The organism is Parabacteroides sp. PFB2-10 (genome assembly GCF_029893085.1).
GTDB lineage: Bacteria > Bacteroidota > Bacteroidia > Bacteroidales > Tannerellaceae > QVMG01.
On record NZ_JARXWI010000019.1, the window covers coordinates 28683 to 43013 of the forward strand.

General features: G+C 48.0%; 9 protein-coding genes. 5 read left to right on the top strand and 4 right to left on the bottom strand.

From position 1 onward, the window contains the following. The first annotated feature begins 109 nt into the window (after positions 1-109). Positions 110-3211 (top strand): SusC/RagA family TonB-linked outer membrane protein, encoded by a 3102-nt coding sequence (locus tag M2137_RS13115; RefSeq protein WP_280766905.1) that lies wholly within the window; start codon positions 110-112, stop codon positions 3209-3211. 5 nt (positions 3212-3216) lie between these two features. Further along, positions 3217-4842 carry a SusD/RagB family nutrient-binding outer membrane lipoprotein gene (locus M2137_RS13120; RefSeq protein ID WP_280766932.1) on the top strand — a complete coding sequence of 542 codons (1626 nt, stop codon included), beginning with the start codon at positions 3217-3219 and terminating at the stop codon, positions 4840-4842. Positions 4843-4920: 78 nt separating this feature from the next. On the opposite strand, the gene M2137_RS13125 is transcribed toward M2137_RS13120, so the two are convergent. From M2137_RS13125 to M2137_RS13135, 3 genes are all read right to left on the bottom strand, one after another. Beyond that, positions 4921-6063, bottom strand: coding sequence for a 6-bladed beta-propeller (locus M2137_RS13125; RefSeq protein WP_280766906.1), 1143 nt, complete (start codon positions 6061-6063; stop codon positions 4921-4923). 29 nt (positions 6064-6092) lie between these two features. Beyond that, the gene (locus tag M2137_RS13130) at positions 6093-6356 is read right to left on the bottom strand and encodes a hypothetical protein (RefSeq protein ID WP_280766907.1); all 264 of its coding nucleotides are present in this window, start codon (positions 6354-6356) and stop codon (positions 6093-6095) included. A gap of 140 nt (positions 6357-6496) precedes the next feature. Then, entirely contained in the window at positions 6497-6760 is a 264-nt protein-coding gene (locus tag M2137_RS13135) for an NVEALA domain-containing protein (protein ID WP_280766908.1), read from the bottom strand. 458 nt (positions 6761-7218) lie between these two features. Here M2137_RS13135 and M2137_RS13140 point away from each other — a divergent pair, with 458 nt between their 5' ends. The 3 genes from M2137_RS13140 to M2137_RS13150 all read left to right on the top strand — a co-directional run bounded on the left by M2137_RS13140 (position 7219) and on the right by M2137_RS13150 (position 12956). Continuing rightward, complete coding sequence (locus tag M2137_RS13140; protein ID WP_280766909.1) at positions 7219-8958, top strand: AraC family transcriptional regulator; 1740 nt, start codon at positions 7219-7221, stop codon at positions 8956-8958. Positions 8959-9076: 118 nt separating this feature from the next. Beyond that, positions 9077-9643 carry a DUF3575 domain-containing protein gene (locus M2137_RS13145; protein ID WP_280766910.1) on the top strand — a complete coding sequence of 189 codons (567 nt, stop codon included), beginning with the start codon at positions 9077-9079 and terminating at the stop codon, positions 9641-9643. 19 nt (positions 9644-9662) lie between these two features. Continuing rightward, the gene (locus M2137_RS13150; RefSeq protein WP_280766911.1) at positions 9663-12956 is read left to right on the top strand and encodes a BACON domain-containing carbohydrate-binding protein; all 3294 of its coding nucleotides are present in this window, start codon (positions 9663-9665) and stop codon (positions 12954-12956) included. A 227-nt stretch (positions 12957-13183) separates the two neighbouring features. Here M2137_RS13150 and M2137_RS13155 read toward each other — a convergent pair whose 3' ends face one another. Further along, positions 13184-14311, bottom strand: coding sequence for a metallophosphoesterase (locus M2137_RS13155; RefSeq protein ID WP_280766912.1), 1128 nt, complete (start codon positions 14309-14311; stop codon positions 13184-13186). Between the last annotated feature and the right edge of the window lie 20 nt (positions 14312-14331).

A 14331-nucleotide genomic window follows, 5' to 3' on the forward strand; every position in this document is an offset into this window, starting at 1 on the left:
AAAAATGACTTTTTTTTGTTTAGTTATGTGTGAAATATATCTACATTTGAAGGCTTGAAGAGAATAGGGGATTTCACATTATAAATTATGTATTTCAAAGTAAACAGAGATGGTGCGTATAGATAGATCTCTCTTGCTCTTACTCTTGTTTCTATTTCCTTTCATCATCATTGAAAAAACACATGCGATAGATTATGCATACGATGATCCGGTAAAGACACAAGAAAAGATCAAGATAGCAGGGGTAGTTGTTGACCAGGCAGGAGAAGCTTTGCCCGGTGCCAATGTGGTAGAAAAGGGGACGCTGATGGGAACTACAACGGATGCGGACGGGTCGTTTTCGATTTCGATCGCGTCGAATGCCACGTTGGTGGTGTCGTTTGTCGGTTTTGTGACACAGGAGATCCCTGTGGATAATCGCCTTTACATACGGATTGAGCTGGTCGAAGACGAATTAATGCTCGAAAATGTGATCGTGACGGCTCTGGGACTTAAGAAAAACGAATCCGAACTGACCTATGCCATCAAACAAGTGAGTGGCGAGGAGCTGACCCGGGTGAAAGATGCCAACCTGATGAATTCGTTGACAGGTAAGGTGGCCGGTATGCAGGTGAATAAAACCTCCGGCGGACTGGGCTCTTCTTCAAAAGTGATCCTCCGCGGGATACGCTCTGTGGTGGGCAATAATCAACCGCTGTATGTAATCGATGGTATTCCGGTATTGAACACCTCCAACGAACAGGCCGCAACGGCTGTGGGAGGAACAGCCGATGCCGGCAACCGCGACGGGGGCGATGGTATCTCCAATCTGAATCCAGAAGATATAGCCAGTGTGAGTGTATTGAAAGGGGCGCCAGCCGCAGCCCTGTATGGCAGCCAGGCAGCCAATGGGGTGATCCTGATCACCACCAAGACCGGGCGTTCGGATCAACGCAAAATCACCTTTACCTCTAATCTTACCTTCGACCGCGCCTTTGCCCTGCCGGAGTTTCAGAATAGCTACGGGGTGAGCGACGGCGTGTATAGCTGGGGCAAGAAAGAGGATATGATGGCGTATGATCATGTCGGTGACTTCTACAATACCGGGGTGTTGGCGATCAATTCGCTTTCGGTCAGTGCGGGGAACGAACGGTTTCAAACCTATTTCTCCTACGCGAATACGACCGGGAAAGGCATTACCGATCATAATAATATAACCAAACACAACCTGAACTTCCGCGAAACAGCGAGCCTTTTCGAAGGACGACTGAAGCTCGACGGCAACGTGACCCTCTTCTCGCAGGAACTGAAAAACCGCAATCCGGTCGGTGGATTCTATATGAACCCGTTGGTCGGACTCTATCGTTTCCCCCGGGGCATGGACATGACGCCTTACCGGGAAGGGTTTGAAGTATGGGATCCGACGCGTAACCTCCCGGTTCAGAACTGGCATTCCGACATACAAGACTTTGAACAGAACCCCTATTGGGTATTGAACCGCATCAAGAGCAAAGATGTGCGCACCCGTGTGATCGCCGCTGTCTCGGCCGATCTGAAGGTGAACGACTGGTTTACGCTCAAAGCGCGCGGCAGTGTCGACAATGTGAACGACCGTGTACGGCAGCAATTCTACGCCTCTACCGCGCCGGCGCTCTCGGGTGCGAACGGCCGTTATGTGGAGATGACCTACGGCGAAACGATGTATTACGGCGATATCCTGGGAACATTCAATAAAAAATTCGACCGTTTCTCCCTGAGTGGGGCGATCGGTGCGAGCATAAACGACAAAACAGTTAATTCATTGCGCTACGACTCGAAGACCGCCTCCCTTAAATACGCCAATGTATTCAATATTGCCAATATCAATATGAACGGCTCGGCTTACATTAGCCAGCAGATCGATGCCCGCCGCCAGATGCAGTCGGTGTTCGGAACGGCGCAGCTGGGCTACCGTGAGAGCCTCTTCCTGGATGTGACGGCGCGCAACGACTGGTCGTCGACCCTTGCCTATACGCCGCATGAACGTTCGGGTTTCTTCTATCCCTCGTTCGGAGGATCGTGGATCCTGAACAAGAGCCTCTCGCTCCCCTCCTGGATCTCCTTCTCGAAGGTGAGAGCCGTATGGAGTAAGGTAGGAAACGATATTCCCCTCTATATCACCAATCCGGTAGCTCATGTGACGGCCGGTGGTGAGATCGAACCGGTGGATGCCGCTCCTTTCGAAGATATGAAACCGGAGATGACCACCTCTGTCGAATTGGGAACGGAATGGAAGTTCTTAGATAGCCGCTTGAACCTGAGCGTGACCTGGTATAAAACCAATACGCGCAACCAATTTTTTAAACTCCCTGCCCGTTCGGGCGATAAATATGCCTATCGTTATGTCAATGCCGGTGATATTCAAAACAGGGGATGGGAGGTCAATCTGACCGCGTTCCCGCTGGCCGATGAGAAAATGACCTGGCGAAGCGAGGTGAACTTCTCATCCAACCGCAATAAGGTATTGAAACTACATGATGAGCTACCGGTGTTTACCTACGGCCCGCAGGGCTTCTCATCGAGCTATGCCATGCGTTTGCGCGAGGGTGGATCGTTTGGTGATATCTACGGAAAAGCCTTTGCCCGCGATGAGCAGGGGACTATTCTCTATGAGACAGAAGGCGAAAAGGCCGGCTTGCCGATCGTTGTCGGCGACGGAAACCTGGAGAAGGTGGGCAATAGCTGTCCGCGTTTCAACCTGAGCTGGAACAACTATTTCAATTATAAGAACTTCAGTTTCTCCTTCCTGATCGATAGCCGTGTGGGAGGAGAGGTGCTTTCCCAGACCTTTGCCGATATGGATCTCTATGGGGTGACGACGGCTACGGCGGAGGCGCGCGACAGAGGCTATGTTGAACTGGAAGGGCGGCAGATCGAGAATGTGGAAGGTTTCTACCGGAATATTGTCGGAGGCCGTGCTGGGGTGACGGAATATTATATGTATGATGCCACCAATATCCGCCTGCGCGAACTATCGATCGGCTATATCCTGCCTAAGAAGTGGATGGAAGCCAGCCGGGTATTCCAGGCAGTAGAGGTCTCTTTTGTCGGACGTAACCTGTTCTTTATCTACAAGGACGCGCCGTTCGACCCGGAACTGGTGCTCTCCACCGGGAATGATAATCAGGGAATAGAAGTATATGGTATGCCTACTACCCGTAGTGTAGGCTTTAGTATAAAATGTGAATTTTAAGCATGATGCGACAGTCGGCAGTATATATAGTTATGTTGGCGCTGGCAGGTTTTGTCTCCTGCACAGGCGATTTCAAAGAGATCAATACGGACAACTCCGGTATGACGGAGGAGCAGATGCAGATCGATTTCAACTACCTGCGCATTCCGTTGGAGGTGGCTCAGCAGGGCATCTATTTCAATTACGATTTCGGAAAGGGTAAGAACTGGCCTTTCCAGATTATGCAGAACCTGAATGCCGATATGTTCAGCGGCTATATGCACGATTATAAGCCGCATAACGGCGGTTCGCATAACACCGACTACAACCTGCAGGACGGTTGGAACGGCACGAACTGGCTGTATACCTATTCGTACACGCTCCCGCAGTTAAAGAAATCCGAAGACTTCACCGCCAATGAATACCCGGTGATTCATGCGGTCACCAAGATACTGAAGGTGGAAGCCATGCATCGCATTACCGATATCTACGGCCCGATCATCTATCGTTCGTTCGGACATGAAGGAGGCGACTATACACCCGATTCACAACAGGAGGCCTATACGGCTTTCTTTGAAGACCTGGATGCCGCCCTTGCTTTGCTTACGGCGAATGCAAACGATGAGGTGGCAGCGGCTATTCTGCCTAAATTCGATACCCTCCTCGACGGAACGATCGCCGGTTGGGCACGGTTTGCCAATTCACTCCGTATGCGCCTAGCCATCCGCATCACCATGGCCGATCCGGAAAAAGCGCGAACCGAATTCCTGAAATCGTTGAATCATCCGCTTGGCTGCCTGGAAGAGCCGCATCAATTAGTGGCTGTGTCAACCAAAGGGGGCTATTCCAATCCGCTGGGTGAGATCAACCGTGTCTGGAACGAGGCGCAGATGAATGCCTCTATGGAGTCGATCCTCAACGGGTATGAAGACCCGCGGCGGGAATTGTTTTTCGAACCCTGCGAAGAGGATGTGGTCTATACCAATGCGGATGGGAAAGAGGTCATTGTTCCCTTGAAGGGACAATACCGCGGTATACGCCAGGGCGCCGGGTATTCCCATCTGTTGTTTGCCAATTATTCCAAGATCTATGTCAATCAGACCACCGATCCGATCCTGATGACGGCGGCCGAGGTGTGGTTCTTGCGCGCGGAAGCGGCGTTGCGAGGATGGACCTCGGAGAGCGCAGGCGACTGTTACCGGCAGGGTGTCTATACCTCTTTCCGTCAATGGGGCGCTGCCGGCGCAGACGAGTACCTGGAAAAGGATCATATTGGTGCCGATTATGTGGATCCCTTCGAGCCGATCAACAACATAGAGGCGCAATGTCGCGTCTCTCCCCGCTGGATCGAAACCGCCTCGCAGGAGGAAAAACTGGAAAAGATCATCACCCAGAAGTGGCTGGCTGTCTTTCCGGAAGGATGCGAAGCCTGGGCGGAACAGCGACGGACGGGCTATCCCCGTCTGTTCCCGGTACGCGTAAACAACAGCAAAGGAGGCAGTATCGACACGGATATCATGATTCGACGCCTGCCCTACCCCGGTGAAATGGTTCAACTCGATCCCCCACAATACGAAGCTCTCTTGAAAGCCCTCGATGCGCCCGACCATGGTGGCACCCGCCTGTGGTGGGATAGAGGGCGTAACTTCTAATCGTTATTTGTTTTCTTCGGCTGCGGACGGGCAAGTGTATCCTTGCCTGAACTCAGACAGGTGTTGCTCTATATTTATCTATTTGATTTTCACCAACATAATAACCGGATTTGATTCATTGTCTAAGTTAGCGGCAATCGTTTTCAATTTCCCTTTCAGTTCTCCTTTTTGGAATGACTCCACAAGGGAATGTGCTTCCATTTTTTGCCAGAATACTATTTTAGCATTCGAACATTCACTATTCGCCATAGTCACTTGCTGTTTGTTTGAATAATCATCATTAAACAATGTATATTCGTATATGGCCTTTTCTTTTGTATCATAGAGCAAATCTGTTTTTATTATCTTTTCTTTGTTACTTACCTTCTCCATAAAATAGTAGCGGTCTGTCTGTATTTTAGAGAATAAAAACAAATTGGCAAACACAGAAGACTGCACAGATGGGGTGTTTACGATAAAAGGATTCACACTAAAATCCGGCCGTAAACAGAATATGGTGTCCGATGAAGCTTCTGTAAGAATCCAGCTGTCATGATAAGGCAATAGTGGAGCATAGTAATAAAGGCTCTGTAGCTTCCCATTGGCATCAGTTGTAATTGTTGATTTTTTTTGCTCAAACGGAATTTTTATCTCCTTGGCAAGACTTCCGTTTTCTTTGGTAATGATACGAAATGTTTTTTCGGTTGCCTTACCATTGTCACCAACATCACCAATTAAATGTTCTCTGTCAAAACTGTAGATGTTTTCATAACGAATGCCTTCATCTGTCTTAATATTGCGTTTAAAGGCTCCATCTAAGTTATATACTACAATTTTTCTCCCAATAATATCATTAATGAAAATCTCATTATTCTCTTCATCCAAGATAGCGCCATAAAGAATGATATACTCTTCATTCCCTTGCCCCCGGTAATTAATCTTTTTTACCCCCTTCCCTTTCCGGTCGAAAAGAAACAGATTCCCATCTTGCCCATTATTTCTTGCAAGTATATAGTTCTCGCCAATATCAAGAATGCGACCCTGGCATATAAATTCATCCGTGGTCTCCAAAGCAACATACTCTACACTCATCATATTCTGAAGGGAAAATTCCTTTTTAGGATAATTCTTTCTTACATCAACAGTCACAAAAATACTTCTTTCATCATGCGAGGGTTTGCCTCTCCCACATCCCGATATAAATAATAGAATGAGCACTAATAGTATATTTATTTTTTTCATTTTATTACAGATAGTTGTGATGAAGTTTGTCATTCAACCAAAAGAACAGGAACAATTCCTTTAAATACCTTCGATTTGCATTTATACTTTTTATTGTTTTCCAATGCAAAGAAATGGATGATATTTAGTTGATTTTGTTCAAGTAGTTGCTTTTTCAAATAGAGTGGCATATCAATCAGTTCATACTCTTCTTTGAAAATAGCTACGGCAATAGAATCGCTCCTTTGAGAAGCGCGGAGCAATTCAAGAACAACATAACAATTTCCGCCACTTGGTCTAAATTCTTTGTTCATAAACACAGAGTCAGAGTCAATAGCGGTGGCATTGTGTTTGTTGATTTCAGTCTGAGCAAAAGTGAACGTCCAACATAGACTAAAAAGACATAGTAACACTCCTCTCATAACAGTAAACCTATACAGTCATTACTTAAAATTTATTTAGCATCGCAATGGATCGTATACAAAGAATACCATTTTCCATCAGTCCCTAAGCAACAATAATACAGACATCCATCAGAGTAAATCTCTTTTGTTATGTCGGTACATGAAACACCTCCATTTTCATTTCGAGCTAAAGCTTCTATATTTGCTAATGCAAGTTCGGGAAAGACCTTGTTTTGAGAGTTTAAACTAACATTAATAATTACTGTTACAAAAAAAGCAAACAACACAAAAAAAACACAAATCTTCTTTTTCATACTGATTGTTTTTGTTAGTGTTATGTAATAATTTAAGCAAAATCTTTCAAATATATAAAAAGTTTTCAGTTTTCTTGTTCAATTCACCTCTATTTTTCAAAAAATTATCAGTTTGACGTTGTTCTTAGCAACTATTCATCCTGTCGATATGTGAACAAATGTTAAACCGCCTTTTTTTTCACTCCCCCCAATTTACGATTTGTAATTTCCGCGGGACTTTGCGCGCAAAAAAGCGGGACTTCGGAGACAAACTCCCGGGAGAAACACTTTTTAACGTATGGATTTGTAAGTAAAACAGGCTTTTTGCTTACAGTCCGTATTTTAACATTTGGGGGGAGAAAGACCGAGTTTAGACGGCGAAAACAGAGGGTGTATCCGTTTTCAATACTGTTTGCTCTGCATTCAACTTTCACTATCTTTGCCGTATGTTACAGAGGGTCTTATTTATTCTTTGTGGGATGTTACCGTTTATGGGGTTATCCGGCGCCCGGGCGCAGGAGGCGAATCCCTTTGCCGGACTGGTCGGGAAGAGCTATGCGGAGTATTATACGCTTATCCAGGCCGAGTATGACCGGGCGGGTGGTCTCGACTCTTTGGGACGTTGGGAGCAGATCCGGCAGTTTTACGAAGTGGCTGAACAGACCGAAACGGACGACCTGCGTATCAACGCGGAGATATTCGAGTATGTGGCTCGCTTTCGTGAAAGCCGTCAGGGCGGACATACACCCAGGCCTCATTATACAGCGCAGGATTATATAAAGGATATGCTGTCGGCAGCAGACAAAGCCGGCGAGTCGGGGTTCACGGAGATACGCGCCAACACCCTGTTTATGATCGCGGAAAACTGCCGCATCTACCTTGAAGACTACGAACTGGCCTTTGAATATTACCGGGCAACGGAAACGGAGCTCGAACGGTTGGACGCCTATGAATTCCCACTCAAGTATTACTATTACCTGGAGATAGGCAATTTCTACCTCAGCTTCCGCGATTATGAAAACGCGTTGCCCTATTACGATCGCATCATTGAGGGGCCGCCTTCGGGCTGGAACTACTGGTATATCGTGAAACATGCTTACAACGGGCGGGGGATTGCTTTCCGCGCTTTGGGCGATATGGAGCGCTCGTCTGACAATTTCAGTCGAATCCTGTCTCTCCCACCGGGCGACAATCAATCGGACAACCGACATGAAATGCTGGTTGCCGTTGCCATTGGTAATCTGGGGAACAACGATTTCCTGACGGGAAAATACGCGGAAGCGGCAGTCAGGCTGCGCGAAAGCATGGAGGTGATGGCTCATTATCAAGACTATGTCTTTGCCTCCTCGAAAGCGGTTTCGCTTGCTGAGACGGCTCTTATCCTGGGAAACACGGCAGATGCCGGCCGTTATCTCACTTTGGCCCGGGATTATGGCGAACGCCCGCGGACGCCTGTTTCGGGTATCGGCAATTATAAGAGGGATTATTTCCGGGTAGCCGCCAAATATTATGCAACGATCGGGCAGGCACAGACAGCGACGGCCTGCATCGATTCGATGCGCCAGGCCGAGCGTAACTACAGCGAAGAGTTCAATACCCGGCGGTTGTTACGTGTCGAACAGCGGATGCGCCGTACGGAAACAGAGGCCCACGCAGAGGCTTTGCGGCACGAAAAAGAACAGAAAACGCTCTATCTGCGCAGCCTTATCATTACCCTGGTTGCCTCGGCGTTGTTATTATCGCTGTTTATCCTGTTGATTGTCTTATACCGCAGAAACCGGGCGGCCTACCGGGAACTGGTGCATCACGCCGAAGAATGGGCAAAAAAAGAAAATACGGACGCGCCGGCTCAGCAGAACAATGCACCGGATTCTCAGGATCGGGTCATTATGGAGAAGATAGAAGAGTTGATGAACGAACACAAACGTTATAAAGACTCCGGCATATCGCTCGACAGCCTGGCGGCGGAACTCGAACTAAGCCGTTTTTATGTCTCACGCGCCATCAACCATTGTGCCGGAAAAAACCTATCCGCCTATCTGAATGAGTACCGCATCAAAGAGGCGATCCATATCATGTCGGAAAAAAATACCATGCAACTCTCCATCGACGCGATCGCGACAGATGCCGGTTTCAACGATCGTAAATCCTTCCACCGCATATTCAAACAATACACCGGAGTCTCTCCTTCTGTCTTCCGCGACAACGTTGGGAAGTAAAAACCTGTCTTTTTCGTATAAAAATGGTCGCAAATCAATGCTTGCGACCTCTTTTTCGCGCTTGACCTGTAGTTTTGTTACTGGATTATTCCTTTTATACGTAATAAATCTAATCTATATGTTCAAAAAAAGAAAAAGACAACTATTCTTGTTCCTATTCACCGCAATCGTTCTATTTCATTTCCCCTCTCAGGAGGCTTCGGCGCAGACCATTGGAGTGAAAACAAACGCAGTTGGCTGGGGAGCCAGGACTATCAATGCAGGAGCCGAATGGGGCTTCGCAGAAAAATGGACAGCGGATCTAAGCGCTTTCTATAATCCGTTTTCTTATAGTAGAGGCAGAACGACCCATCTATTGGGGGTTCAACCCGAAGTCAGGTACTGGCCGTGCGGCGCGTGGCATGGACATTTTGTCGGATTGCATGGACAATATGCTTCCTACGACTGGGGACTGAAGAAATACCGCTATAAAGGCAATCTGTATGGGGGCGGTCTGTCCTATGGCTATGCCTGGGTGATCGCCGATCGTTGGAACCTGGAGGCAACCATTGGATTCGGAGCCACCCGTCTGGCGCACGAATACCGCTACGAGCGGAGGGATACCAACGTGTACCTTTCTCCCAATCCACGGACAGCCTGGGGATTGACGCGCATCGGCATAAACTTTATCTACATTATAAAATAAACAATAAAAACATAGTGTTATGAAAAATAGATATCTAAAAACAAATTTTACGGCAGCCTTGCTGTTAATCCTGTCGTCTTTCTTTGTACTGAATAGCTGTGTGGAAGAGGACGAACCGGTATTGATCCTGTCTACCGAAAACATAGAGATAGATGATAAGAGCCAGAAAGAGACCATCGAAGTAAAAGCGAATGGCGAATGGAGTGCTCAAAGCGATGCGGAATGGTGTCGTATCATACGGGGTACGGGGCGTTTGCATGGCTACTTTGATATTATGATGGATGATAACCTGACGGTCGAAAACCGTACGGCGGTGGTGACTGTCTCGGGCAATGGCGTCAGCGCAGCCCTGTCGGTACGCCAGAAAGCGGCGGATGTCTCCATTAAACTCAGCACCGATAGCCTGCAATTCGATAAAGCAGCAGAGAAATACTACCTGACTATCCTGGCTAACCATGAGTGGACAGCCAAATCTTCAGCCGAATGGTGTGTACTATCGGCCGAGAAAGGAAGCAAATCGGGCGGTGTAGAAATCAGTGTAAAAGAAAACACCTCCGGAAAGAAACGCTCCGCGCATCTGACCCTCTCGTCGGAAGCCAACGGGCAGAGCATCCTGAAGACGGTACAAATTACCCAAATGGCAGGATCCTTTGAGATACTTACGGAAGAGGTGACCATAAGCAAAGCGGGCGAAACGGTATTTGTGCCGATCGTCAGCGCTTCTCCTTTCACAGCGCAATCGAGCCATGACTGGTGTAAAGTATCTGTCGAAGAGGGACAGGTGAAAATTGAAACCGGTTTGAACGATACGGGCACGGAACGCACAGCGGTTGTCACGGTCTCTCTGTCGGGTACAGGCAACGAGGTGATCTCCAAAACATTCAAGGTGAAGCAGACGATGAGTTCCTTTGAAATCATGGTGCAGGAGGTGACGGTCAGCCAGATGGGCGAGACGGTCTATGTGCCTGTTACCTGCTCCTATACCTTTACGGCCACCTCGTCGAACTCCTGGTGTAAGGTGTCGGTAGAGAAAGGCCAGGTGAAAGTGGTCGTGGGCAAGAACGATACGGGTTCTGTCCGCACGGCGATCGTAACGGTAACGGCTGTAAGCGAAGAGGGCGAATCGACCTCGAAGACTTTTGCCGTGATTCAGAAGTTGACCTCTTTTGAGATACTGACGAAAGAGGTTGCTGTAAACAACTTAGGCGAAACGGTTTTTGTTCCGGTATTAAGCTCCAGTCCGTTCACGGCACGCTCCAGCTCCGACTGGTGCCAGGTGTCGGTGGAAAAGAGCGACGTAAAAGTGGTGGCAGCTATGAACAATACCGATGCCGACCGTGTAGCGATTGTAACGGTTACCCTGACGCAGGCTATTGAAAACGAGGTGGCGTCGAAGACATTCAAAGTGATACAGTTGGTAGGCACCTTCGAGATTTCGGTTTCTGAAATACTGTTGAGCCATAAGGGTGAAACGATATTGGTACCTGTCAATAGCTCTTCTCCTTTCGTGGCTCGCTCCAGCTCCGACTGGTGTCAGGTATCTGTGGAAGGCAAAGAGGTGAAAGTGGTTGCCGACATGAATACCTCGGGCGCCGAACGGACTGCCATTGTGACGGTTACCTTAGGCAAAGAGGGCGAAAGCAGCATCAGCAAATCCTTCAAAGTCGTTCAGGCGTATGAAGAGATCCTCTTCCAGTTCCCGCAAAAGAGCTATCAGTTCAAATACGAAGGCGAAACGCGACAGATCATATTAAGCGCGACAGGCGATTGGGAGATTGCCACAGAGAATTTGCCCCGCTGGCTCTCTGTCACTCCATCGTCCGGCAAGGGTTCTCAACCTGTTACCTTCACGGCCGAAAAGAATCTGTTTATCAAAGAACGTAGGTTGGATATCCTGTTCCAGAACACATTGACAAAGCAAAACTTTATACTCACCATTACGCAGGATAAGAACCCAAGTTCGGCGATCGACGACTACAAATACCTGGGTATGGGTTATGACGCCACCGGCGAATACGCGACCGATCAGTTTGTAAAAGACGCGGTACTCGATTGGGATAAACTGAATAATGAGGGATATATCGCACCTATTATTCTGGCAAGCAGCACATACGAGCATAAGATTGAAGGCAGCACCTTGCAACAGTACCAAAGAGACTTTAGCCATGCGGCAGGTATTAGCGGCAATTATGCCGGGTTCAGTGCCTCTGTGACCGGATCTTATTCATCTAAGACCTACTCGTCATCTGAAAATAAATTTTCCAGCTTCCGTCATATTACACAAAAGCAGACGGTGAAACTCGGTGAACATCTGGGAATAGACGAGCTGCGTAATTGTATGTCAGAGACAGCCAAAAAAGAAATAAACGGTGAATTGAATCCTGATCAGGTTGTCTTGAAATATGGAACACATGTTGTTGCCGGATTCATATTGGGAGGTTCACTCGATTATACCATGACAGCTGACGCAAGCACGATGAGTAATGAGGTCGATTGGAGTATCGCCGTGAAAGCGGGCTACGAAAGCGCTTCTGCCGGTGTGAATGCCAGCTACGAGTACAAACAGTATGAGTCGATGAAGAAAGAGTCCACCAATTTCGAAGAGAAACTGGTAGCCCGGGGTGGAGATTCACAGTTGGCATCCTCCTTAGGGACACAATCTACACGTAGCCAGTGGTTGGGAAGCCTTTCTGATCCCCAAAAATGGGTGATGGTCGATTATGCCGGCCAGAAACTATTGTCGATCGCTGACTTTGCAGAAGAAGAGGGAAGAAGAAACGAATTAAGAGGCGCCATTGATAAATACATGGAAAAGAAGCAGATCGGCCAGTCAAGTTCATACAAAGAATTCGCTTTACACATAAGTTCTGTCATGTTTATGGATACAGATGGTGATACGAATGAGAATGACAAAGCGACGATTAATGCCGAGATTTATACGACCATCAACACCTTTGCGAGATCTCGCATTTGGGAGACGGAAGGGCTAGAAATAGAACCGGAGGGAAAGGGAACAACTATAATTAATGAAGAGACAAGTACAAAAAAACTCAGCATACATGGCGTGAACCGGGTTACTCTTCAGATAGAAGGAAAAGAAAGAGATACTGTTACAGGGAACAATCCTGATCTATTTACGCGAACCATTGTTCTTACCTTAGATAGAGGTGGCGATAAATGGACAGACGAAGGGACGGGAGACTCCTATGGCAACGGTGATTCTATTTGGGTGAATACATACGATCCAAAAGAAACTGATCTTGACAAGGCTAAAGTTTTGGCTCGGTTTGAGCTCAAACTCCACTGGCAATAAAACAACAGTAGATAATTAACACGAGAGACTAACCTTTACTTTAAAGCCCCTCTTCCCACCCCCGGGAGAGGGGCTTCTTAATTAACTATTCAATCTGATTTTTGGCGTTGTTTACTCTGACTACAGGGCTGCCCCCAAAGTAGCGGATAACTATCTAAAGCTCCTTGCCTGGACAGGCGAGGGGCTTTAGATAGTTATCCGCTACTTTTGAGTCAGCCCCTGCCTTTTTAGCGATCCCAGGTCAGATGTAGTACAACCATTTCCGAAACGGTTCCGACGCGGTAGGGAGGGCCGGCGATGCCGATGCCCGAAGAGACATAGAATTGGGTGTTGCCTTTGCGGCTGTAGCCGTACGGGTTTTCATAGACAGCCTTCATCAACAGGGGATAGGGCCAGATCTGTCCGTAATGGGTATGCCCGTGCAGGCCGAGGTCTACGCCGTTCATCGCCGATTCGGCTAACGACCAAGGTTGGTGATCTAACAGGATGATCGGTTTCGTGTGATCGAGCTCTTTGGTAAGCGCCCGGAGCGGTTTTCGCTCTTTGTTGATATAATCATCGCGTCCGATCAGGTAGAAAGCCGAATCGGGCATCACGACCGAATCGACCAACAGGGTGGCGCCCGTCTTTTGTAGCCACTGGGTTTTGGCATGACGGTTGGCGCGGTATTCATGGTTGCCATAGACCACGAATGTGCCTAAAGGCGCCCGCAACTGCCGCAGATCCTCTTCGATACGCGCCTTTTCGGCAAAGCGCGACTCATAATCCATGATATCGCCCACCAATACCACCATATCGGGCTGTTGGCGGTTGCTCATAGCTACAAAGCGCTGCACCTGCTTTTTCCCGATCACCTCGCCGATATGCAGATCGCTCATCATCACGATCGTCAGGCTGTCGCGCCCGGCGATTGGTTTGTCGAGATGGATATCGACGTGCGTCACCGTAGGAAACATCACCCGCCGGTAGGCATGAATCATCAACAGGGTAACGCCTACGGTGATAATAACAAAACAGGCCGTTTTGACAGATCTCCACTTTTTCGTTACCCAGGCGGGAAACCAGGGCCAGCGCCGATGGGTAAACCGGATCAACTCCAGCGCGAGAATCGCCAATGTGATATAGACCGATGCGATATACCAGGTGTTGCATACCAGCATAATGGTGATAAACACCCGGTCGGGCAAGAGGGAATGGAAGAAGAAGCCGGTGAAAAACACCAACAACTCCAACAGAAAAAAGAGTAGATAGGGAATCCGCCAGCTCTTTTTAGGCGGAATAGCCTGATACCCCCTCCAACAGATGAAGGGGGTCAGGATAAGTTGTGCGACAATCGACTGTAAAAATACTTTCACGGGTTCTGGTTCTGAGGGCG

What these genes read in the sequence shown, in the direction of transcription:
- M2137_RS13115 (WP_280766905.1), top strand. Translation starts at nt 110, where the DNA reads ATGGTGCGTATAGATAGATCTCTCTTGCTCTTACTCTTGTTTCTATTT.
- M2137_RS13120 (WP_280766932.1), top strand. Translation starts at nt 3,217, where the DNA reads ATGCGACAGTCGGCAGTATATATAGTTATGTTGGCGCTGGCAGGTTTT.
- M2137_RS13125 (WP_280766906.1), bottom strand. Translation starts at nt 6,063, where the DNA reads ATGAAAAAAATAAATATACTATTAGTGCTCATTCTATTATTTATATCG.
- M2137_RS13130 (WP_280766907.1), bottom strand. Translation starts at nt 6,356, where the DNA reads ATGAACAAAGAATTTAGACCAAGTGGCGGAAATTGTTATGTTGTTCTT.
- M2137_RS13135 (WP_280766908.1), bottom strand. Translation starts at nt 6,760, where the DNA reads ATGAAAAAGAAGATTTGTGTTTTTTTTGTGTTGTTTGCTTTTTTTGTA.
- M2137_RS13140 (WP_280766909.1), top strand. Translation starts at nt 7,219, where the DNA reads ATGTTACCGTTTATGGGGTTATCCGGCGCCCGGGCGCAGGAGGCGAAT.
- M2137_RS13145 (WP_280766910.1), top strand. Translation starts at nt 9,077, where the DNA reads ATGTTCAAAAAAAGAAAAAGACAACTATTCTTGTTCCTATTCACCGCA.
- M2137_RS13150 (WP_280766911.1), top strand. Translation starts at nt 9,663, where the DNA reads ATGAAAAATAGATATCTAAAAACAAATTTTACGGCAGCCTTGCTGTTA.